This is a genomic window from Halomonas sp. MES3-P3E (genome assembly GCF_002836035.1).
Lineage (GTDB): Bacteria > Pseudomonadota > Gammaproteobacteria > Pseudomonadales > Halomonadaceae > Vreelandella > Vreelandella arctica.
This window is the reverse complement of sequence record NZ_PJBT01000001.1, coordinates 45,109-66,200: the sequence shown is the minus strand read 5'-3', so window position 1 is coordinate 66,200 and position 21,092 is coordinate 45,109. Positions and strand designations below refer to the sequence as shown.

19 protein-coding genes and 1 riboswitch are annotated in these 21,092 nt (G+C 60.3%); of the genes, 15 read left to right on the top strand and 4 right to left on the bottom strand.

Features of this window, described 5'->3' with window-relative positions; translation table 11 throughout:
• Positions 1-27 precede the first annotated feature (27 nt).
• From CXF87_RS00315 to CXF87_RS00305, 3 genes are read right to left on the bottom strand one after another with little or no spacing between them, the layout of a single operon-like run.
• Positions 28-792, bottom strand: coding sequence for an ABC transporter ATP-binding protein (locus CXF87_RS00315; protein WP_101145003.1), 765 nt, complete (start codon positions 790-792; stop codon positions 28-30).
• Entirely contained in the window at positions 792-1,856 is a 1,065-nt protein-coding gene (locus CXF87_RS00310) for a FecCD family ABC transporter permease (RefSeq protein ID WP_101145002.1), read from the bottom strand. The genes CXF87_RS00315 and CXF87_RS00310 overlap by 1 nt, the downstream gene beginning before the upstream one ends.
• Positions 1,853-2,869 carry an ABC transporter substrate-binding protein gene (locus tag CXF87_RS00305; RefSeq protein WP_101145001.1) on the bottom strand — a complete coding sequence of 339 codons (1,017 nt, stop codon included), beginning with the start codon at positions 2,867-2,869 and terminating at the stop codon, positions 1,853-1,855. Before CXF87_RS00305 ends, CXF87_RS00310 begins: the two co-directional genes overlap by 4 nt.
• A gap of 64 nt (positions 2,870-2,933) precedes the next feature.
• Positions 2,934-3,125, bottom strand: a riboswitch (cobalamin riboswitch).
• Between the two features lie 335 nt (positions 3,126-3,460).
• On the opposite strand from CXF87_RS00305, the gene CXF87_RS00300 reads away from it, so the two are divergent.
• Genes CXF87_RS00300 through cobJ form a run of 9 tightly spaced genes read left to right on the top strand, consistent with a single transcriptional unit; the run spans position 3,461 to position 15,365 of the window.
• Positions 3,461-5,218, top strand: coding sequence for an AAA family ATPase (locus CXF87_RS00300; protein WP_101145000.1), 1,758 nt, complete (start codon positions 3,461-3,463; stop codon positions 5,216-5,218).
• A complete protein-coding gene (cobO, locus tag CXF87_RS00295; protein ID WP_101144999.1) occupies positions 5,215-5,808 on the top strand; it encodes a cob(I)yrinic acid a,c-diamide adenosyltransferase in 594 nt (197 codons plus the stop codon). Before CXF87_RS00300 ends, cobO begins: the two co-directional genes overlap by 4 nt.
• Positions 5,808-7,178 (top strand): cobyrinate a,c-diamide synthase, encoded by a 1,371-nt coding sequence (locus CXF87_RS00290; protein WP_101144998.1) that lies wholly within the window; start codon positions 5,808-5,810, stop codon positions 7,176-7,178. Before cobO ends, CXF87_RS00290 begins: the two co-directional genes overlap by 1 nt.
• The gene (gene cobW, locus CXF87_RS00285) at positions 7,165-8,301 is read left to right on the top strand and encodes a cobalamin biosynthesis protein CobW (protein WP_101144997.1); all 1,137 of its coding nucleotides are present in this window, start codon (positions 7,165-7,167) and stop codon (positions 8,299-8,301) included. Before CXF87_RS00290 ends, cobW begins: the two co-directional genes overlap by 14 nt.
• Complete coding sequence (gene cobN / locus CXF87_RS00280) at positions 8,301-12,137, top strand: cobaltochelatase subunit CobN (RefSeq protein WP_101144996.1); 3,837 nt, start codon at positions 8,301-8,303, stop codon at positions 12,135-12,137. The genes cobW and cobN overlap by 1 nt, the downstream gene beginning before the upstream one ends.
• Entirely contained in the window at positions 12,115-13,278 is a 1,164-nt protein-coding gene (locus tag CXF87_RS00275; protein ID WP_101144995.1) for a cobalamin biosynthesis protein CobG, read from the top strand. The genes cobN and CXF87_RS00275 overlap by 23 nt, the downstream gene beginning before the upstream one ends.
• Positions 13,268-13,897, top strand: a complete 630-nt coding sequence (locus tag CXF87_RS00270; protein ID WP_022523073.1) for a precorrin-8X methylmutase — start codon at positions 13,268-13,270, stop codon at positions 13,895-13,897. The genes CXF87_RS00275 and CXF87_RS00270 overlap by 11 nt, the downstream gene beginning before the upstream one ends.
• Positions 13,894-14,619: a precorrin-2 C(20)-methyltransferase gene (locus tag CXF87_RS00265; protein WP_101144994.1), complete on the top strand. Its 726-nt coding sequence runs from the start codon at positions 13,894-13,896 to the stop codon at positions 14,617-14,619. The genes CXF87_RS00270 and CXF87_RS00265 overlap by 4 nt, the downstream gene beginning before the upstream one ends.
• Positions 14,616-15,365: a precorrin-3B C(17)-methyltransferase gene (cobJ, locus tag CXF87_RS00260; RefSeq protein WP_101144993.1), complete on the top strand. Its 750-nt coding sequence runs from the start codon at positions 14,616-14,618 to the stop codon at positions 15,363-15,365. Before CXF87_RS00265 ends, cobJ begins: the two co-directional genes overlap by 4 nt.
• A 12-nt stretch (positions 15,366-15,377) precedes the next feature.
• On the opposite strand, the gene CXF87_RS00255 is transcribed toward cobJ, so the two are convergent.
• The gene (locus tag CXF87_RS00255; RefSeq protein WP_101144992.1) at positions 15,378-16,115 is read right to left on the bottom strand and encodes a cobalt-precorrin-6A reductase; all 738 of its coding nucleotides are present in this window, start codon (positions 16,113-16,115) and stop codon (positions 15,378-15,380) included.
• Here CXF87_RS00255 and cbiE point away from each other — a divergent pair.
• From cbiE to CXF87_RS00225, 6 genes are all read left to right on the top strand, one after another.
• Positions 16,114-17,337: a precorrin-6y C5,15-methyltransferase (decarboxylating) subunit CbiE gene (gene cbiE / locus CXF87_RS00250; RefSeq protein ID WP_101144991.1), complete on the top strand. Its 1,224-nt coding sequence runs from the start codon at positions 16,114-16,116 to the stop codon at positions 17,335-17,337. The two genes, CXF87_RS00255 and cbiE, sit on opposite strands and share 2 nt — an antisense overlap.
• The gene (locus CXF87_RS00245; protein WP_101144990.1) at positions 17,334-17,717 is read left to right on the top strand and encodes a cobalamin biosynthesis protein; all 384 of its coding nucleotides are present in this window, start codon (positions 17,334-17,336) and stop codon (positions 17,715-17,717) included. The genes cbiE and CXF87_RS00245 overlap by 4 nt, the downstream gene beginning before the upstream one ends.
• Positions 17,717-18,520, top strand: coding sequence for a precorrin-4 C(11)-methyltransferase (gene cobM / locus CXF87_RS00240; RefSeq protein ID WP_101144989.1), 804 nt, complete (start codon positions 17,717-17,719; stop codon positions 18,518-18,520). Before CXF87_RS00245 ends, cobM begins: the two co-directional genes overlap by 1 nt.
• Positions 18,517-19,281, top strand: a complete 765-nt coding sequence (gene cobF / locus CXF87_RS00235) for a precorrin-6A synthase (deacetylating) (protein WP_101144988.1) — start codon at positions 18,517-18,519, stop codon at positions 19,279-19,281. The genes cobM and cobF overlap by 4 nt, the downstream gene beginning before the upstream one ends.
• Positions 19,282-19,351: 70 nt before the next feature.
• Complete coding sequence (locus CXF87_RS00230; protein WP_101144987.1) at positions 19,352-19,792, top strand: YtoQ family protein; 441 nt, start codon at positions 19,352-19,354, stop codon at positions 19,790-19,792.
• 583 nt (positions 19,793-20,375) lie between these two features.
• Complete coding sequence (locus CXF87_RS00225) at positions 20,376-21,026, top strand: hypothetical protein (protein ID WP_101144986.1); 651 nt, start codon at positions 20,376-20,378, stop codon at positions 21,024-21,026.
• The last annotated feature ends 66 nt before the right edge of the window (positions 21,027-21,092 follow it).

Here is a 21,092-nt window from a genome sequence, read left to right as displayed (position 1 = left end):
GTCGTAGCGCTTGGTAGCGACGCTAGCTTAAATCGCACTCCGAAAAAGCATGATCTGCTTGCCATCGGCAGGGTCGTCAATCATGCGAGCATGCACCCCAAAGGTTTGCTGTAGCATGTTGGGAGTGAGCACGTCTTGGGGTAGGCCGCTATCGATCAAGCGGCCGCTATCCATCACGCCGATGCGGTCACACTCCATGGCTTGGTTAAGATCATGCAGCGAGATAACCACCGTGATCGGTAGTTGCCTGACCAATTCTAGAATCGAAAGCTGGTGGCGAATATCCAGATGATTGGTGGGTTCATCTAGCAGCAGGATTTTAGGCTGCTGTGCCAGCGCCCGGGCAATATGCACGCGCTGGCGCTCACCGCCTGACAGGGTATGCCAAAGGCGATCTGCCATATGCGCCATATCCACATCCACCAGTGCCTGAGCCACGATGGCATCATCTTCAGTTGACCAAGGGCGCAACGCGGTAAGAAAGGGCGTCCGGCCAAGCGCCACTACGTCACGCACGCTAATTCTATCGGTTGTGTCGGCCTGTTGCTCGACTAGCGCAATAGATTGAGCAATCGCTCGCTGCTTTAGCGTGTGTAGGGACTGGCTACCCATTCGCACACGTCCTGCTTTAGGTTTGTTCAAGCCTGCCAACAGGCGAAGTAGCGAGGTTTTGCCCGAGCCGTTCGGCCCTACCAAGCCAAAGGTTTGGCCGGGTTCGACGGTAAGGTTAACGTCAATAAGCAGGGGCGTGCCATGCACCGCCCAGGCGAGTTGCTCAGCTGATAACTGCATTAAGACCTCTTGCCGCGCACGAGAATTAGCGCAAAGGCAGGCGCGCCGATCAGCGACGTAATCACCCCGATAGGGAGTACCTGGCCGGGCACCAGCACCCGGGAAAGAATATCCGAGCCGATTAAAAATACCGCTCCCGCCAAGGCGGTGGCCGGTACCAGCCGGGTATGACGGCTACCGACGATAAAGCGCATGGCATGGGGGATCACCAAGCCAACAAATCCGATGGCCCCCACGATAGACACCATCACTGCCGTGACCAGTGCCATGGCGATAATCAGCATTCCACGCACTGGACGCACCGCGATGCCCATGGAGGCGGCGCTGTCGGCACCGAAGGTAAACGCATCCAGGGAGCGTCGGTGCCACAGGCAAACCAGTAGCCCAAACAGCGCAGCAGGCACGGCCAAGGTCACATCGGCCCAGCGCACTCCGGAAAGATTGCCCATCAGCCAGAACATGATGCCCCGGGCCTGCTCGGCGCTTGCTGACTTGGTAATGATAAAAGCGGTCAGCGCATTGAACAGTTGCGAGCCTGCAATGCCCGCCAAAATAATTGCCCCGGCGGCTTGAACGCCGCGCCCGCCACCGACGCCGCTGTTGGCCGCATGGGCGAGCATCACCACAATACCAAAGGAGAGCAGGGCGCCGATAAAGGCGCCTAGGGAGAGCGAAAGCGCTCCAGCGCCCAGTCCGGCGACCGCCACTGCCACCGCCCCGGTAGAAGCCCCGGCGGAAATGCCCATCAAGTAAGGATCGGCCAGGGGGTTACGCAACAGTGCTTGTAGCACCACCCCGGCCAGGGCCAGACTGGTGCCGCAACAGGCGGCGACCACGGCGCGGCTGAGGCGATAGTTCCAAATAATGCCCGCGTCGATGCGGTCTACCGGGTAACTTGTTCCTATTAGCTGATTGGCGAGCACTTTGACAATGGTATCCACGGGAATCGGCGTCTCACCGATGGCGGTGCCCGCGATCAGTGCCGTTACCAGCACGAGCGGCGTTATCCATAGCCAGCGCAGCCCGAAGCCTGCGGAGGAAGCTCTCGTTAGCGCTATGCTCATTCGTTAAACGACATATTGGATAGTGACTCGGCAAGTGTTTCAAGGCCGTAAATAGTGCGCATGGTGGCGCTCATGGCGTGGGCGTCCATCTCGACGATACGGTTATTTTTAACAGCGTTCATCTCCCGGGTGACCGGGTCACTGCGTAAAAACTCGCGTTTTGCTTCAATGTTGTCGGCAGGAAAACGGCGGCGATCCATGTTGGCGATAACAAGTACATCGGGGTCGGCTCTGGCGATGCTCTCCCAGCCCACCGTGGGCCACTCTTCGTCAGACTCGATGACATTACGAATGTCGAGTTTTTCCATCATATACCCCGGAGCCCCCAGTTGCCCTGCCACGAAAGGGCTAACCCCCAGGTCTGTCGATGAAAACCAGAATGCTGCCGATAAGTCTTCCGGTAAATCAAGGCTGCTCGCCAGGTCGATGGCGCGCTGTTCGCGGGCGGCAAGGTCGGTTATCAGCGCCTCGCCAGCGTCTTGAACATCGTAGATATCGGCTAACTCGGTGATCCCTTTATAGATGGAGTCAGTCGAGAAGGCGGCGGTGCGGGTGCCATCGCCACCGGTCGAGTTATCTTTGGTGTCGCAATCGGCGGGCATGATGTAAGTATTGATGCCCAGCTCATGAAACTGTTCACGGGTGGCGACACTGCCGTTGGGGCCCACGTGCCACTCATACTGCACCGCCACCAGATCAGGCCGTTTATTGACCACTGCCTCGAAGCTTGGGTCGTCGTTGGCGATCCGCTCGATCGCTTCATTGGCATCAGAAAACTGGGGAAGAACCGGATTAAACCACACCGAGGTGCCATTTATTCGATCCGCGAGCCCCAGCGAATAGAGAATCTCCGTGGCTGACTGGCCTACCGTCACCGTTCGCTCGGGTGCTGACACCACACTGATGTCTATGCCGCAATTGGTTAGCGTAATAGGGTAGTCAGTGGAGGCGTAAGCCGCCTGGGCAAGGCCAATAGCACTCGCGGCGATGGCCGTGGTCAATCTCAACATCATGTACACTCCCGTGCATGATGAGCTTAGCATTCGGGCAGAAAATACTGACCGAGCCACTTCGCTCGAGGTAAGTAATATATCGGCAGTTCTCCTGACTGACGGGTCATAGCTAGCTCGCCTTCCCAGACAATGTGTCCAGTGGCATCAAAGAGCATCGCTCGCCGCCTACAGTTGCGGGGGCAGTTCCGTTTCGCGGCAAGCCGCGGCGGATTCTCTATTAAGTTCCGGGGGGAACACCGACGTCGGCCATTCTAGGTTGCAGGTAGATAGCGAACAACAGAAAGCCTAAGGATCTTATGAGATCCCACTATAATCGCAATGTTATAACATTATATTTTGATGTGGCGTAAAAATCCAGCGGCATTCTTAGCGTCAGCTGATATACGCCTTCGCAAAGTTAACTAATTACAACAGATTGGCCTCGCCGCCATGCCTTCCTCTATACTGAACGCCTTTTAAATTCCCGCTTCTTTATGAATGGTTTTATTATCACTCAGCTAGTTACCATGAATCATATTCAAGTACCACGCTCCCCAGATCAGTTGGCTATTAGTGATCGGTTAGCGGGCTTGGCCAGCACGGGAGGTGCCGGTGAGTGAGTTTCCCTTTGCGGCAGTGGTTGGCCAGGAGGCGCTGAAAACCGCGCTGCTCCTTAACGCCATTAACCCGCGTATCGGCGGGGTGCTGATCAGCGGGCCAAGAGGCAGCGCCAAGTCGACCTTAACCCGTGCTCTAGCCGCCATTTTGCCTAGAGATAGCGAAGGGCAGAGTGCTCCTTTTGTCACTCTGCCGCTGGGTGCCAGCGAAGACAGGCTGGTTGGCAGTCTGGATCTGCAAAAGGTACTGGCCAATGGCGAAGCTACCTTTCATGCTGGGCTGCTGGCTAAAGCCGACGGCGGGGTGCTCTATGTGGATGAAGTCAATCTGCTACCGGATACCCTGGTTGATTTGCTGCTAGACGTGGCCGCCAGCGGTACCAATATTGTTGAGCGCGATGGCATTAGCCACTCCCACCCGGCGCGCTTTAGCCTGATCGGCACCATGAACCCGGACGAAGGCGAGCTGCGCCCTCAGTTGCTTGACCGCTTTGGCCTCTGCCTTGAACAGGCTGGAACCATAAGCATCGACGAGCGCATTGCCATTGTGCAGCAACGGGAAGCCTTTGACCGCGACCCCACTGGCACGCTCGAACGCGTTGAGGATGCCCAGGCCGCTCTGGTCGGGCGCATTGCTAAAGCGCAGCGCTTGCTCAAAGAGATCACCACCGACACCTGGGTGTATCGAACGATTGCCAACTGCTGTGAAGCCGCGGGCGTTGAAGGTCTGCGGGCAGACGTTACCTGGCACCGCGCCGCCCAGGCCCATGCGGCCTGGCGTGGTGTGGCTAGCGTGGAGCAGCAGGATATCGACACCGTTGAACCCTGGGTGTTGGCTCATCGGCGTACCCAACCGCCTGAGCAGAGCCCGCCATCATCTCCACCTAATGGAACACCTTCGAAAGACGAGAGCGGTTCGTCGTCGGGCAATAACGCATCGACCGCTGGTTCATCCCAACAGAGCGCTGAACAGGGCCAGTGGGGCGCAATGCCTCCCATAGCCCAGGAAGCGATTATCCAACCAGCGGTGAAATTGCCCGATAGCGAAGATCTTTTTAAGCTGGCCAACCGCACCGATACCAACGCTAGCGCTGGAAAAGGTGGTGCGTTGGGCCAGGGGCGATCCCAAGTGACGACTTCCCGGCTGGATGGGTTTGCGACCGTTATCGCCAATCGCGGTCAGTGGCCTTGGCAGCAGCTAAAGATGCGCAAGACCCGCTCTGGGCAGGCGACAGCGCACCTGGTGCTGCTGGACACCTCCGGTTCCACCCTGGGTCAGCGCCTGCTGGGCCAGGCAAAGGGGCTGGTCGAATCGCTGGTTAGCCAAGCCTACGCCGCGCGGGAGCAGGTGGCGGTGCTGGGGTTTGGCAACGGCGGTGTCGTGCCGATACTTTCCCGCCGCCGGGCGCCGAAAAACGCGCGGAGCACTCTGGATAGTGCCAAAGGCGGTGGCGGTACCCCGCTGCGGGAAGCGATTATTGAAGCCAAGCGGCTGATCCGCCAGTGGCAGCGCCGGGAGCCCGGTCTGAAGGTGCGCACCTATCTGATCACCGATGGCCGCACACGGGAAACCGTTGACGATCTCGCCCCGCTGGAGGACTGCCTGCTGATCGATACCGAACAGTCCAAAGTCAAACGCGGGCAGGGCGCACGCATCGCCAAGCAGTTGGGCGCGCGTTACTGGCCTGCCTCGTTTGGCAAACCATCTTTGGCGCCTACAGTCTCTGCACATCAACCTGGAAGCTTCTCATGAGCGACGCAAGCCATTTAGATCGCATGCAGCGTAAAAAAGACGTGGTCGATGAACGAATCAGCAAGGCGACGGAAGAGCGCGGCGTGCTGATTCTGCTCAAAGGCAACGGCAAGGGCAAAAGCAGCTCCGCCTTCGGCACCATGGCGCGCTCACTGGGGCACGACCAGCAGTGCGCGGTGATTCAGTTCATCAAAGGCCGCCGCGAAACCGGCGAGTATCTGTTCTTTCGTGATCATCCCAAGCTTGACTGGCACATCATGGGCCACGGCTTTACCTGGGAAACCCAGAACCGCGAGCGGGATATCGAGGCTGCCGAGGCCGCCTGGGCAGTCGCCAAAGGGCTGCTGGAGAATCCCGCCTATCATATGATCGTGCTGGACGAGATGAGTTATATGTTCAAGTACGGCTATCTCGACCCCGAACCGGTGGTGGAAGCGCTTAAGCGCCGCCCGGCGCACCAGAACGTCATCATTACCGGACGCACCATGGCCACGCCGCTGCAGGAAATCGCCGATACCATCAGCGTCGTTCAGGACGAACGCCACGCCTTTCGCGGCGGCGTTAAAGCCCAGGCGGGGATCGAATACTGATGACGACACCAACCGCTCGCTGCCCCGCGCTATTTATCGCAGCTCCGGCCTCAGGCCAGGGCAAAACCACCGTCACGGCGGGCCTGGCGCGCCTATTGCGCAACCAGGGCAAGGTGGTGCGAGTGTTCAAGACCGGCCCGGACTACCTGGATCCGCAGATATTGGCCCAGGCCTCCGGCCAGCCGGTGGATCAGCTGGATCTCTGGATGGCAGGCGAAGCCTACTGCAGCCAGCGGTTTTATGACGCCGCCTGTGAAGCGGATTTAATTTTAGTCGAAGGCGCCATGGGGTTGTTCGACGGTGAGCCCTCCAGCGCCGATCTGGCGGCCCTGTTCGATATTCCCATGGCGATCGTCATGGATGTAAAAGGCATGGCGCAAACCGCCGCCGCGCTGGTCTCGGGGTTAGTCGGCTTTCGCGACGACATCCATATCGCCGGGCTAATTGCCAATGCCTGCGGCTCGCAGCGCCACCGCGAACTGATCGAAGGCGCGCTGCCAGCGACGATTCCTTTGCTGGCCGCCATGCCCCGCGACCCCGCGCTGTCGCTCCCCGAGCGCCACCTGGGCCTCGTCCAGGCGGCGGAAATTCGTGAGGATCTGGAAGCCCGCTTCGAGGCGGGTGCCAAAGCGCTGGAAGCCGCCGGGCTGCTGGACGCGCTCGCCGAACTTTCACCCGTGATCTTTACCCCCCCCCAGGAACAGCTTGCGGCCGTTAAGCCGTTGCTCAAAGGCCACACCATTGGCGTGGCCCGCGATGCTGCCTTCAGCTTCGTCTATCAGGCCAACCTTGATCTGCTGGAGCAGATGGGCGCCACGCTGCACTTCTTTTCACCGCTGACGGATAGCCACCTGCCGGAATGCGACGCCCTCTGGCTGCCCGGTGGCTACCCGGAGCTTCACGCTCAAACCCTTGCTGATAACGGCGCCATGCGCTCGGCCATTGAGGCTTTTTATAGCGCCGACAAGCCCATTCTGGCCGAGTGTGGCGGCCTGCTGTACTGCCTGGAAAGCCTGACCGACTACGACGATATTACCCATACCATGCTGGGCCTGCTGCCTGGGCAGGGCGCCATGCGCGGGCGCCGTGGCTGCCAGGGGATGCAAACCGCCGAGCTGCCGGAAGGCCCGGTTCGCGGTCACGCGCACCACCGCTCCATGGCGGAAGGCACCCCCGAGCCGATTGGCCACGGGCGACGCCAGCGGCATCCTGCACCGGGGGAGGCGATCTACCGTCAAAAGCGTCTGACGGCGACCTATTTACATCTGTTTTTCCCTAATAATCCTGACGCTGTGGCAAGGCTCTTTTCTGCCAGCCCGGCGTACTGCGAACCGCAACACAGCGAGGCATTTACCCATGCAGCCCAATAACGTACAGCTGAATAAGATTCCTGCCACGGTCGTGACCGGTTTTCTCGGCAGCGGCAAAACCACACTGCTGGCCAACATTCTGCGCCAAGTCACCGGAAAGCGGATCGCCGTGATTGTTAATGAGTTCGGCGAACAGGATATCGATTCCAGCCTGCTGCGCAGCTGTGCGCTGGGGTGTGAAGAGGGTAGCGAAGGCGGGCAGCTAGACGGGGAAGACGGCAGCATCTATGAACTGGCCAACGGCTGTATCTGCTGCACTGTGGAAGAAGAGTTTCTGCCGGTGATGAAAAAGCTGGTGGCCCGCCGCGACGATATCGACCACATCCTGATCGAAACCAGCGGCCTGGCGCTGCCCAAGCCGCTGGTGCAGGCGTTCAACTGGCCCGACGTCCGCCAGCACTGCACCGTGGATGCGATTATTACCGTGATCGACGGCCCCGCCGTGGCCGCCGGGCGCTATGCCAGCGACGTGGATAAGGTGGCAGCCCAGCGCCTCGCTGATGAAAGCCTGGATCACGACCCCAGCCTGCGCGAGCTACTCGATGACCAGCTCAGCGCAGCGGATCTGGTGCTGGTCAGCAAGGCCGACCTGCTCAGCCCGGAAGAGCGCACAAAGGTGGAAGCAGTGATTCAGGCGCGGGTGAGTGCCTCGGTGAAAACGCTATTTATCGATCAGACCCAGACCACCGACACCACCCAGCTGGAAGCGCTGATGGGCATTGGTGCGGCCAGCGAAAAAAATATCGATAGCATCACCAATCACCACGACAAGCACCATGCCGTCGGCGCTCACCACGATCACGCCCACGATAATTTTGACTCCTGCGTGATTACCCTGGGCGAAGTCGATGGCGATGTTCTGGCCGACAAACTGCAACAGCTGCTAAAAAGCCACGAGATCTACCGCGCCAAAGGCTTTGCAGCGATTCCCGGCAAGCCCATGCGCCGGGTCATCCAGGCGGTGGGCGAGCGCCTGGAAGGCTACTTCGACCGACTGTGGAGCCAGGACGAGACGCGCCAGACCCAACTGGTGATCATTGGCAAATCGCTGGATAGCCAATTGCTGCAAGACGAACTTGCCGCTGCTGAAATGAACCCTGAACAGGCGCACACGGCTAGCTAATGCACTTATTTGCCGTCAAGCCCGGAGGCTTTGTCGATGATGAAGGCATCATCGACCTGCAACAGAGCCCCGCCGAGGTCGTAATACTCTCCGCCGCCGATAGCAATCTCTCGGCGCTGGCCCAGGCGGTCGATCGTCTGGGCGAGGCGTACCCTTCGGTGCGGCTGGCCAACTGGATGAACCTGGTAAAACCGGCCGCCTATGATCTCTACGAAGATCGGGTGCTGGAAAAGGCTCAACTGGTCATCGTCTCGCTGCTGGGCGGCAAGGCCTACTGGCAGTACGGTCACGAACGCCTGCTGGCCTGGGCGGCGGCCAAACCCGAGCGCCAGTTGATAATGGTGCCGGGCTGCGATGCCCCGGATGATGCCCTGCTGGAAGATTCCACCATCGCCTTCGATGACGCTTACCGCGTGTGGCGCTACCTGCGAGAGGGCGGCACCGATAACGCCGAGCAGCTGCTGCGTTTTGTCGCCAATGAGTATATGGACAGCCAGTGTGTAGATAGACACCTGGGCGACTGGCAGGAGCCCAAGGTCATTCCGCCAGCGGTGATTTACGCGCCGCAGGAGCAGCAGGCGTCAGGTCTCAGCGAGTGGCGCGATCGCCAGGTGCCCGGGCGGCCGGTGTGCCTGCTGCTGTTTTATCGCAGCCATTTGCAGGGGGCGAATACCGACGTACCCGACGGTATGATCGCGGCGCTCAAAGACCAGGGGCTTGAGCCGTTGGCGGTGGCCGTGGCGTCCCTAAAAGAAGGGCCGTGCATTGATTTTATCAATCATCTGATTGAGCAGACCGGCGCCATGCTGGTGATCAATACCACCAGCTTTGCGGTCAACCGCAACGCTGACGGATTAGATGCCCTGGGGGAAGAATTACCTGACAACCTTTTTGTAGGCCGACCCGTGGTACTCCAGGCGATACTTGCCAGCAGCACCTCAGAAGACTGGCAGGGCATGGCCGCCGGGTTGCATAGCCGCGATGTGGCGATGCAGGTGGTGCTCCCCGAGATGGACGGGCGCATCATCACCCGGGCGGTGGGCTTTAAAGCTGAAGCCCACTACAACCCGCGCTGCCAGCTGGCAGTGACCCACCACGTGATCCACCCGGAGCGGGCCGCCTTTGTGGCTGAGCTGGCGCGGCGCATTTGTTCGCTGCGGCTGACCCCCAACGGGCAGAAGCGTGTCGCGCTGATCATGGCCAACTACCCCAATCGCGATGGCCGGATCGGCAATGGAGTCGGGCTGGATACCCCCGCGTCGACGCTGCAGATTCTAAGCGCCCTGAAAGGGGCGGGTTACCCGCTCAGCGAGCTGCCGGAAAATGGCGATGAATTGATCCGCCTGCTTCAGGGCTCGGTGACTAACGATCACGCCAGCCTCGACCAGCGTGCCTGCTGGCAGAGCATCAGCGTTGATGACTACCTGACCTGGTTTCAAACCCTGCCCGGCGAGCTGCAGGAAACCGTATGGACGCGCTGGGGCGCGCCTCACGAAGACCCCAAGTGCCGCCAGGGGCGATTGATGATCGCGGGCGTTCGTCTGGGTGAGACCTTCGTGGGTATCCAGCCGGAAAGGGACTTTATCGACGATCTAACCCAGTCCTACCACGATATGGAGCTGGCGCCGCCGCACAGCTACCTGGCGTTTTATTTTTGGCTGCGCGAGCACTATCAGGTGGACGCGGTCATCCATGTCGGCAAGCACGGTAATTTAGAATGGCTGCCGGGCAAAAGCATTGCCTTGAGCGCCAACTGCTGGCCGGACATTGCCCTGGGGCCGCTGCCGCACTTTTATCCGTTCATCGTCAACGACCCCGGCGAGGGCGCCCAGGCCAAGCGCCGCAGTCAGGCGGTGATTATCGACCACCTGATGCCGCCGCTGGCGCGGGCCGAACTCTATGGCCCCATGGCTGAGCTTGAAGCGCTATGTGATGAGTATTACCAAGCACTGAATATGGATACTCGCCGGGAAGCGCTGATACGTGACCAGATTTTAGCCCACCTGCGCCAAACCGGTATTGACCAAGAGCTTGCTCACAGCAGCGACGATACCGAACTTCTCAACGAGCTGGATACCTTTCTGTGCGACATCAAGGAATCGCAGATTCGTCACGGCCTGCACATACTCGGCACGCTGCCGCCGGAAGAGAAGCGGGCGGGTACCTTGGTGGCGCTGTTGCGACTACCCCGGGGCGAAGCGGTGGCAAGCCGCGGCCTGCTGCACAACCTGGCAAGCGATCTAGGCTTGGATTTTGATCCGCTAGCCGCGGGCAACGAGCCCTGGCAGGGGCCCGAGCCGCCTATTTTAAGCCAGCAGCTCGATGCTCCCTGGCGCACCGGGGCGGATACCCGCGAGCGCCTGGAACTGCTGGCCGAGCGCTGGGTGGCCGACTACGTATTGGCAAACGGCTGCCTGGACGGCCTGGCCCAGGATTACCCCGCTACGGCAGAGCAACTGCGCTACGCCCGCGACCAGCTATGGGTCACCATGCAGCGTGGCGTGAAGATGGAGATTCAGTCGCTGCTCGATGGCCTTGAAGGCATCTTCGTGCCCGCCGGGCCCAGCGGCGCCCCCAGCCGGGGGCGGCTGGATACGCTGCCCACCGGGCGCAACTTTTTCAGCGTGGATAACCGCTCGATTCCATCGCCCGCTGCCTGGACGCTGGGCGAAAAATCCGCCCAGGCGTTTGTCGAGCGCTACCTGCAGGATCACGGCGACTACCCGCGCCGGTTGGGGCTATCCATCTGGGGCACCGCCACCATGCGTACCGGCGGCGATGACATCGCCCAGGCCTTTGCGCTAATGGGCGTGCGGCCCATCTGGTCGCTGGGTTCTCAGCGGGTGAGCGACTTTGAAGTCATTCCCTCGATGTTGCTCAATCGCCCACGGGTCGATGTCACGTTGCGGGTCTCAGGATTCTTCCGCGATGCCTTTCCCAACGTGATTCGGCTGTTTGACGCCGCCGTGCAGGCGGTGGCGCGCTATGAAGAGCCGGGCAACTGCAACACCATCCGCGAGGCGGTGATTTCCCGCCAGCAGGAACTGGAAGACCAGGGGCTAAGCCCGGAGATGGCCGCCCAGGAGGCGAGCTACCGAATATTTGGCAGCAAGCCCGGCGAATACGGCGCGGGCCTCAACCGGCTGATTGAAAACCGTTCTTGGGACAGCGCCGACGATTTAGCCGAGGCCTACATGGCGACAGGCGCGTACGCCTACGGTCAGTTCAAGGCCTCCGGTACAGCCGCGCGGGCGGCGTTCGAGCAACAGCTCCAGGGCCTGGATGCGGTGATGCAAAATCAGGATAACCGCGAGCACGATATTCTCGATTCCAACAGCTATTACGCTTTTCAGGGCGGCATGGCCAACGCCACCCGCTCGCTAAGCGGGAAGGCACCGGAGATTTACCACGCCGACCACGCCAACCCCGCGATGCCCAAGATTCGCACTCTGAAAGAAGAACTGGCGAAGGTGATTCGCTCGCGGGTGTTGAACCCCAAATGGATAAACGCCATGCGTGAGCACGGCTATAAAGGCGCCTTCGAAATGGCCGCCACGGTGGATTACCTTTTCGCTTATGACGCCACCACTGATCTGATTGCCGACTACCAGTACGCCCAGGTGAGCGACGCCCTGGTGCTCGACAAAGCCAATCAGCAGTTTCTGCGCGAGCACAACCCGGCCGCCCTGGAAGAGATGGCCGAGCGATTACTCGAAGCCGCCCAGCGTGGTATGTGGCAAGCCCCCGGCGAGCATGGCGAGGCGCTTCAGGATTTGCTGCTGGAAATGGACGAAGCCAAAGAGACCAATGGTCATGACGCCCAGCCCGCGCATTAAAGGCTGGTGCCCCGGCGCGTGGCGACCCATGGCCACCGGCGATGGTTGGCTTGTACGCGTGCGTCCGCCGCTGGGTGAGCTTTCACAGGAACAGGTAGTGGCACTGTGCAACGCCGCCGAGACCTTCGGCAGCGGTTTAATCGAGCTAACCAGCCGGGCCAACCTGCAGCTGCGTGGGGTGACCGACGAAAGCTGGCCGCTACTGATGGCGTTTCTGGTCGAGCATCAGTTGGTGAGCGATGACCCGGAAGCAGAACGCCTGCCACAGCTGATGCTGGCGCCCGCCTGGCAAAAGGGCGATGACACCCATACCATTGCCCGCTTGTTGCAGGCGCGGGGCAGTGAATTGGCATCCATGCCCGGCAAGGTCGGCATCGCCATTGACGCGGGAGAAGCGCCGGTACTGGGCGATAACGCCGCTGATTTTCGCATCGAGCGCTCAACGGAAGGCGGCCTGCTGGTACGCGCCGATGGTTACGCGCTAGGCACGGTGGTGAGCGATATTGATGCCGCCGTCGAGCAGCTGATACGCCTGACCCACTGGTTCGTGGACACCGGCGGCTGGGAGTCAGGCCGCATGCGGCGGCATACAGCAACGCTGCCCGATTGGGCGCCCGCTGATACCGCCCCCGCATCCCCCGGCGAGAAGCTGGCGCTGGGCGAACATGGCGAGGGCATGGTGGTGGGGCTTCCCTTTGGCAGGGTGGCGGCTGATACGCTGCGCGAGGCGGTCTTTCCGGCAAGTGGCTCGCAAACAAGTATCAGTGCTGTGCAGGTCACCCCCTGGCGGCGCCTGTTGTTGAAGGATTGCGATACACTACCCGCGGTGGATGGCTTGATCCGGCATAATAGCGACCCGCGGCTAGCGATGGACGCCTGCCCCGGCGCGCCCTTTTGCGAACAGGCGAGTGTCGCCACCCAGCCGCTTGCCGAGAAGCTAAGCGGCTGGGTGGAAGGAACCGTGCATATATCCGGCTGCGCTAAAGGCTGTGCCCGTCAACGAACGGCAGCGCTGTGTCTTACCGGCCGCGATGGTCGCTTTGACGTGATAATCAATGGCCGCGCCGATAGCGCACCGCAGGCCACCGGGCTAAGTGAATCTGAAGTTATACGTTATTTGGAGAGTTTGGGTGCCCTATAAGTACGAAACCAGTGGCCCGGCGATTTACCGGGAATCGTTTGCGATTATTCGCAGTGAAGCCGAGCTTGGCCGCTTTTCAGTGGAAGAAGAGACCGTGGCGGTGCGCATGATTCACGCCGCCGGGCTGGTGGAATTGGCCGCGCATATTCATTTTCAAAACGACGTGGTCAATAAGGCCCGCGCCGCGTTAGAGCAGGGCGCACCGATTCTTTGCGACGCACGGATGGTTTCCGAGGGCATTACCCGCAAGCGGCTGCCCGCTGACAACGAGGTTATCTGCACCCTCAACGATGAGCGCACGCCCGGCCTCGCCCAGGAAATGGCCAACACCCGCTCGGCGGCGGCGCTGGAACTGTGGCGGCCGCACCTGGAAGGCGCCGTGGTAGCCATTGGCAACGCGCCTACCGCGCTGTTTCACTTGCTCAATATGCTCGAAGACCCGGCGTGCCCGCGTCCGGCGGCGATTATCGGCTGCCCGGTAGGCTTTGTCGGCGCGGCCGAATCCAAGGAGGCGCTGTTGGCTAACCCGGCACTGCCCAGCTGTATCGTCCGCGGTCGTCTAGGCGGCAGCGCCGTGACGGTGGCGGCCATCAACGCCATGGCGGATCGCATCGAATGACCCAGGGGACGGTAGTTGGCGTTGGCCTGGGGCCAGGCAGCCAAGACTTGATGAGCGTGCGCGCCGACCGCCTAATACGCGGGGCGACCCACGTGGCGTATTTCCGTAAAAAGGGCCGCTGCGGCCATGCGCGCACCATCGTGGAGGGCATGATCCCGCCCGGCGCAATCGAGCTGCCCATGGAGTACCCGGTCACCACGGAAATTCCCTTTGACGACCCACGTTACAACGAGTTGTTATCGACCTTTTACGAACGCAGCGTGGCCCAACTGATCGAGATGGCAGAAGCCGGGTGCGATGTGGTAGTCCTGTGTGAAGGCGACCCGTTCTTCTACGGCTCCTTTATGCACCTCTATACGCGGCTGCTAAACCGCGTGCCCGTCTCGGTGGTGCCGGGGATTACCGGGATGTCGGCGGCGTGGACGGCCACCGGGCAGCCAATTACCTGGGGCGATGACATCCTGACCGTCCTCATGGCCACGCTACCCGAAGACGCGTTGGCCGAACGCATCGCCCAGACCGATGCGCTGGTGGTGATGAAGATTGGCCGCAACCTGGCCAAGCTACGCCGGGCCCTGGTTCACGCTGGTCGTGAAGGCGAGGCATGGCTGATCGAGTACGCCGCCATGACGCAACAAAGAGTGCTTCCATTAAGTGAGGTTGGCGAAAGCGTGCCGTACTTCTCGATTGTGCTGATCCATGGCCACGGGAGGCGGCCATGAGCGGCTGGCTAAAAATCGTCGGCCTGGGGCCGGGCTCAGAAGCCATGATTACCCCCGAGGTAACGGCTGCGCTGCTGGATGCCACCGATGTAGTGGGTTACGTGCCCTACGTTAATCGGGTCGCACCGCGTGCTGGATTAGTCCGCCACGGTTCCGACAACCGCGAAGAGATCCGCCGGGCGGAGCAGGCGCTACAGCTGGCGCTTGAGGGCCACCGGGTAGTGGTGGTGTCTTCCGGCGACCCTGGCGTGTTTGCCATGGCCGCCGCGGTGTTCGAGGCCCTGGAAGCGGGCGATGCCCAGTCGCGCAAGCTGGATATTCAGGTGCTGCCAGGCATTTCCGCCATGCTAGCCGCCAGCGCAAGCGTCGGCGCACCGCTGGGGCATGACTTCTGCTGCATTAATTTATCCGATAATTTGAAGCCCTGGGCGCTGATTGAAAAGCGCCTGCGCCTGGCTGCCGAGGCCGACTTCGCCATGGCGTTCTACAACCCGCGCTCCAAGGCGCGCCCAGTGGGTTTCGAGCGCACGCTAGACGTACTGCGGGAAGCCTGCGGGCCGGATCGATTGATTATCTTCGCCCGCGCGGTTTCAACCCCGGAAGAGTCAATTCGCGTCACCACCCTAGGCGAGGCGAAGCCGGACATGGCCGATATGCGCACCCTGGTGATAGTCGGTTCTCAGCAGACGCGATTGATAGAGCGCAGTGGATCGCCGCTGGTTTATACGCCGCGTTCTGCTGATTAAGCGTACTGAATATTAAGAGGGGCTATCAAGCCAGCTAATCACGTCATCAATACGATGAAGTTCGTGGCGGGGTGGCAGCGCTGGCCGTTCGATCATCACAATGGGCAGGCCGAGGGTTCTTGCCGCGGTGAGTTTGGACGCGGCCCCTTCGCCGCCGGAATTTTTACACACGATGCGCTGGATGCGCTGATTTTCCAGCAGGGCGAGATCGCCTTCCAGCGTAAACGGGCCTCGATCAATCACGGTGCTGACATCCGCCAGTGGCAACGGGCTGCTAGGCCGGTCAACCAAACGCAGCACGTAATGGTGCTGGGGCTGGGCGGCAAAGGCCGCAAGGTGCATGCGGCCAATGGCGAGCAGCACTCGCTGGGGCGGGCCCGCCAGGGTGCTGACGGCTTCATCGATACTTGCCACGCTTTGCCACTGGTCGCCCTCAACAAGTTGCCAGGCAGGCCGGGTAAGAGCGACGGCCTTTACGCCGCACTGTGCCGCCGCGGCGACTACGTTCGTGCTCATCTGCGCGGCAAAAGGATGGGTGGCATCGACAATATGGGTGATGCGCTCCCGGGCCACAAAGGCGGCAAGGCCGCTAACGCCGCCAAAACCGCCAATGCGGGACGGCAGCGGCTGGGGTTTAGGCGTGGCAACACGACCTGCATAGCTGAAAATGGCGGGAAGCCCGCGCTTGGCAACCGCACTGGCCAGGGCGCTGGCCTCCGAGGTTCCCCCGAGAATTAGGATCTTGATCATGGTTGAAATTTCTCACGCTCCAGTGGGTCAGGCTCCCTGGCTGACCCTTTTAGGCTGGGGGGAGGGTGGCACACAGGCGCTAACGGCGGCAAGCCGCGCCGCACTGGAAAGTGCCGAGGTGGTGTTCGGCGCGCGCCGTCACCTGCGTCTTTTGCCGCCCCTAAATGCCGAGGTGATTGAGTGGCCGGTGCCCTTTGCCGATGGCATTCCCGCGCTATTAGATCAGCGCGGCCTCCGGGTGGTCATGCTGGTCTCAAACGACCCATTCTGGTTTGGGGCGGGTACCACCCTGGCGCAGCATCTCGGCGCTGACGAGTGGCTGGCATTGCCAGCACCTTCCACCTTCAGCCTGGCGGCTGCACGCTTAGGCTGGCCGCTAGAGCGCTGCGCCTGCCTGGGCCTGCACGCCAAACCACTGACCCGCATTCGGCCTTACCTGCATGTCGGTAGGCGTTTGCTGGTACTGGTAAGGGACGGCGAAGCGGTGGCCGAACTCGCCTCTCTGGTCAGCCGGTTTGGCTTTGCGGCTTCCCAGCTAACGGTGCTGGAAGCCCTGGGCGGCGATAACGAGCGAATTCGCCACAGCCGTGTCGACGCCAACTTGCCCCAGGACATCGCCCACCCGGTGGCGGTAGGGCTGGAAGTAGCCGGTAGCGGCCCCGCCTTACCGCTGACGCCCGGCCTGCCGGATCATTTTTTTGACCACGACGGCCAGATCACCAAACAGACCATTCGCGCCATCACCCTGGCGGCGCTGGCCCCCATGCCCGGCGAGCGGTTGTGGGATATCGGCACCGGTTCAGGCTCTATCGCCATTGAGTGGTTGCTCGCTCATCCGGATAATCAGGCGGTAGGCTTCGAGCAAAACGCAGAACGGGCAGCGCGAGCGCGCAGCAATGCAGACAACCTGGGCGTTGACTGGCTTGAGGTAAAAGAGGGCAGCGCGCCGGACGTACTGAACGATACGCCGCTGCCGGATGCGGTATTTATCGGCGGCGGGTTATCTCAAGCGCTTTTGAACGACTTATGGCAGCGCCTGCCCGAGGGTGTGCGCGTCGTCGCCAATGCCGTCACCCTGGAATCCGAAGCGCTTCTGGCCCACTGGCAGTACAAAGTCGGTGGCGAACTGATACGCCTGGAACTTGCCAACGCCGCCCCTATCGGCACCCGGCGAGGCTGGAAGGCCAGCTACCCGATTGTTCAGTGGCGGGGCGTTCGATGAAGGGGCAGGCGTTGCACGTCGCCGGATTTGGCTTTCGTCGCGAGGCCACGATTGAATCCCTCGGCCAGGCGCTGGATCAGCTGATCGACCAATACGGTGATGTCGATAAGCTGGCGGCGGCTTGCTCCATGCTGCCGTTAGTCGAAGAACTGGGCCGACTGCGAGGCATTGAGGTCATCGCCCTAGCCGACGCCGAGCTACCGACAGTGACAACGCTTACTCATTCAGAACAAAGTTTGCAGGCCCGAGGCACGGGCAGCGTGGCCGAGGCCGTAGCGCTGTTAGCGGCGGGCCCTAATGCTAAGTTAGTGGGGCCAAGAATCATCTCAGTGGATCGACAGGCCACCGCCGCGTTGGCGTTAGCAGAAGGAAATAGATAATGACCGTACACTTCATTGGCGCAGGCCCCGGCGCACCGGATCTGCTTACCCTACGCGGGCGCGACCTTATCGCCGCCTGCCCGGTGTGCCTGTACGCGGGTTCACTAGTGCCGGAGGAAATCCTCGAACACTGCCCGGCAGGAGCAAGGGTGATCAATACCGCGCCGCTCTCGCTGGATGACATCATGCAGGAGATCAGCCGCGCCCACGGCGAAGGCCAGGATGTCGCCCGGCTGCATTCGGGGGATCTATCGGTGTGGTCGGCCATGGGCGAGCAGCTGCGCCGCCTGCGCGGGATGGATATCCCCTACAGCATTACCCCCGGCGTACCAGCCTTTGCGGCTGCTTCGGCAACTTTGAGCCAGGAGCTGACGCTACCCGGTGTGGCCCAGTCGGTAGTGCTCACCCGCACGCCGGGCCGTGCCAGCGCTATGCCCAGCGACGAGACGCTGGCCAATTTCGCCCGCACCGGCGCCACGCTGGCCATTCACCTCTCCATCCATAATCTTTCCCAGGTCGTCGAGAGCCTGACGCCTTACTACGGCGAGCAGTGCCCGGTGGCGATTGTGTGGCGGGCAAGCTGGCCCGATGAGCGTGTGGTTCGCGGGCGGCTAGCCAGTATAGAAGCGTTGATCGACGTCACCATGCAGCGCACCGCGCTAATTCTGGTGGGCCCGGTGCTCGAAAGCGAAGACTTCCAGGAGAGCAGCCTCTATGCCGTTGGCTACGACCGCCGCTTTCGCCCCCAGTCGGCGGATTCGCCTTTTGCCACGGCAAGCCAAGACCAAGAGAGCGAGTCATGATCACGCTGTCGCTAATAGGCATCGGCACCGGCAACCTCGACCACGTCACCCTGGCCGCCGTGCGCACCCTCAATAACGCCGACCTGATCCTGCTGCCCCGTAAAGGTGAGGTCAAGTCGGATTTGATCGACCTGCGCCGCTTGCTCTGCGAACGACTGTTGGAAGAACCGGTGACCACACAGATCGTCGAGTTCGATCTGCCCAGCCGTGATGGCCGCAATGACTACCTGGGCGCGGTGGACGACTGGCACGCTGCCATCGCCGGCGTCTGGGCGCAGCTAATCGATGAACATCAACCCAACGGCGGGCGGGTAGGGATGCTGGTGTGGGGCGACCCCTCGCTTTACGACAGCAGCCTGCGCATTACCCAGCGCCTAAGCGCTGCGAGTAAGCAGGTTGATGTAGAGGTAGTGCCAGGCATCACCAGCCTGCAAGTGCTCACCGCCGAACACAAAATCCCTCTCAACGCCCTCGCCGAGCCGATCCAAATCACCACCGGCCGCCGCCTGCGCGAGCGCGGCTGGCCAAACGATGCAGCCACGGTAGCCGTGATGCTGGATAGTGGTGGGGCGTTTACCAAGCTGCCACAAGACGATACCTACATCTGGTGGGGCGCCTACCTGGGAATGGATAAACAGTGCCTGATCAAAGGCTGGCTAAGCGACGTCGGCGACCAGATTATCCAGCGCCGGGCGGAGTTGCGCGACACCCACGGCTGGATAATGGATATTTATCTGCTGGCTAGGCAGCCCTTGCTATAACGCCGGTATTAATATGGAATGATTTTCCATAAAATAGTGCTACTGACCAACTAACCTTTGAGGAATGGCCATGAGCTTTTACGTTTACCTATCCGGCGAGATCCACACCGATTGGCGCGAAGAAATCCAACGCGGCGCCGAGGCCGCGGGCCTGGATATCGTGTTTACCGCACCGGTCACCGACCACGCCGCCTCTGACGCCGCCGGCGACCACCTGGTCAAGCCGGAAAATGGCTTTTGGCGCGACCACCAGTCCTCCAAGGTCAACGCCATCCGCACCCGCACCATGATTGAGCAGGCGGATCTGGTCGTTGTACGTTTCGGCGACCAGTACAAACAGTGGAACGCCGCCTTTGATGCAGGCTACTGCGCCGCCCTCGCCAAGCCCTACATCACACTGCACAGCGAAGACATCGTCCACCCGCTGAAAGAAGTCGACGCTGGCGCGAACGCCTGGTGCACCACGACGGATCAGGTAGTCGAGACACTGCGCTACGTTCTGAAAGCGTAAAGAATCGAAAACGTGCCTGATCCATCTCACTACCATTGCTGTCATGCTTGAGAGGGGATAGGGCAACGTGCGACACGATCAGCGCTTATCTCGGCCCGTTGCAATGGGTTGCAGCGGGCCTATTTTATTGGGCAACGACAACCCATCGTGCCTTCATGGCCGGTGTATGGGGTTTGTAGGAGCACAACTTGTTGCGCTATCAGCATCCATCTCGCCACTGCTGCATGGGGTGTTATAAGAGCCCAATTCATTGGGCGATCAGCGTCTAACCCGTCTCTAAACATCATCATTACCCACCAAAGACGTATACCGGCATATGCCCGGTGCTAAGGTGCGATTAGAAATTTTCCTGCCGGGGCGTGACCTAAGCCAAATTTATGAATAAAGTATGATTGAACAGAGCATAACGAGCGGGCACGCGAATTTTGGATATATTGCCAAGCAGCCAAGCTAATTTTATATAAATCAATGAGATATGGTCGTTTTGGTACGCCAGAAAACGTCAATAGACGCGTAGGCGCGTTCATCAGTGTTATATGGCGGGCTACATAATTACTGTTAGATTTCACTGGAAGCGAATCGCATGAATCACGAGGAGCGGATCAAGCAGATTGTTGAAATAGCCTACGATCGCCTGTGCGGAAAGATCACTGGGCAGCGCATCGAGGTATCTAACGAAGCTTCTTTGCAGCTACAACTTGCCTCGATATTAAAGACGCTTGGGGAACTATACGAAGAGACACCAGATGAGCGTTTCATTATCGAACTCGAAAAAAATGTCACGCTGGGCAGCGGAACGTTTGTGAAGAGTAAAACCGAAAAAGCGAAAATTGACATCTGGTTCTCTTTGGAGAATGTGAAAAACGCGGAGAAGCATTCTTGCGCGATCGAGCTAAAGTACTTCAAGAAAACTAATCATCGTGAACCGAACAATCGATACGACGTCTTCAAGGACCTCCATAACCTGGAGCGTTATGGCGGTTTTGTAAACGCCGGGTATCTATTGGTGGCTACGGACCATCCTCACTACATCAATCAAGACAACTTTTCGCCGGACACCGGCGACTTTGATTTCCGAGAGGGACGAAGTTATAGCGCTGGAACAGAGCTCCTGTATAGAACCTCGAATCCCTATGGTCCTCCCATCACACTGAAAGGCACCTACGATTTCTCATGGCGAGCCGTCGAGACTGGCCTGAGCTTTCTCTTTATTCGGGTAGATCCGTGGGGTTAAAATCTAACAAGCGCATGTTGTCGGACTGGTTTTCCGCTGCGCTTCAAACCAGCCGCAAATACGGGC

Excerpts from the sequence above, each read along its gene's own strand:
- CXF87_RS00315 (WP_101145003.1), bottom strand. The coding sequence starts at position 792 with ATGCAGTTATCAGCTGAGCAACTCGCCTGGGCGGTGCATGGCACGCCC.
- CXF87_RS00310 (WP_101145002.1), bottom strand. The coding sequence starts at position 1,856 with ATGAGCATAGCGCTAACGAGAGCTTCCTCCGCAGGCTTCGGGCTGCGC.
- CXF87_RS00305 (WP_101145001.1), bottom strand. The coding sequence starts at position 2,869 with ATGATGTTGAGATTGACCACGGCCATCGCCGCGAGTGCTATTGGCCTT.
- cobO (WP_101144999.1), top strand. The coding sequence starts at position 5,215 with ATGAGCGACGCAAGCCATTTAGATCGCATGCAGCGTAAAAAAGACGTG.
- CXF87_RS00290 (WP_101144998.1), top strand. The coding sequence starts at position 5,808 with ATGACGACACCAACCGCTCGCTGCCCCGCGCTATTTATCGCAGCTCCG.
- cobW (WP_101144997.1), top strand. The coding sequence starts at position 7,165 with ATGCAGCCCAATAACGTACAGCTGAATAAGATTCCTGCCACGGTCGTG.
- cobN (WP_101144996.1), top strand. The coding sequence starts at position 8,301 with ATGCACTTATTTGCCGTCAAGCCCGGAGGCTTTGTCGATGATGAAGGC.
- CXF87_RS00275 (WP_101144995.1), top strand. The coding sequence starts at position 12,115 with ATGACGCCCAGCCCGCGCATTAAAGGCTGGTGCCCCGGCGCGTGGCGA.
- CXF87_RS00265 (WP_101144994.1), top strand. The coding sequence starts at position 13,894 with ATGACCCAGGGGACGGTAGTTGGCGTTGGCCTGGGGCCAGGCAGCCAA.
- cobJ (WP_101144993.1), top strand. The coding sequence starts at position 14,616 with ATGAGCGGCTGGCTAAAAATCGTCGGCCTGGGGCCGGGCTCAGAAGCC.
- cbiE (WP_101144991.1), top strand. The coding sequence starts at position 16,114 with ATGGTTGAAATTTCTCACGCTCCAGTGGGTCAGGCTCCCTGGCTGACC.
- CXF87_RS00255 (WP_101144992.1), bottom strand. The coding sequence starts at position 16,115 with ATGATCAAGATCCTAATTCTCGGGGGAACCTCGGAGGCCAGCGCCCTG.
- CXF87_RS00245 (WP_101144990.1), top strand. The coding sequence starts at position 17,334 with ATGAAGGGGCAGGCGTTGCACGTCGCCGGATTTGGCTTTCGTCGCGAG.
- cobM (WP_101144989.1), top strand. The coding sequence starts at position 17,717 with ATGACCGTACACTTCATTGGCGCAGGCCCCGGCGCACCGGATCTGCTT.
- cobF (WP_101144988.1), top strand. The coding sequence starts at position 18,517 with ATGATCACGCTGTCGCTAATAGGCATCGGCACCGGCAACCTCGACCAC.
- CXF87_RS00230 (WP_101144987.1), top strand. The coding sequence starts at position 19,352 with ATGAGCTTTTACGTTTACCTATCCGGCGAGATCCACACCGATTGGCGC.
- CXF87_RS00225 (WP_101144986.1), top strand. The coding sequence starts at position 20,376 with ATGAATCACGAGGAGCGGATCAAGCAGATTGTTGAAATAGCCTACGAT.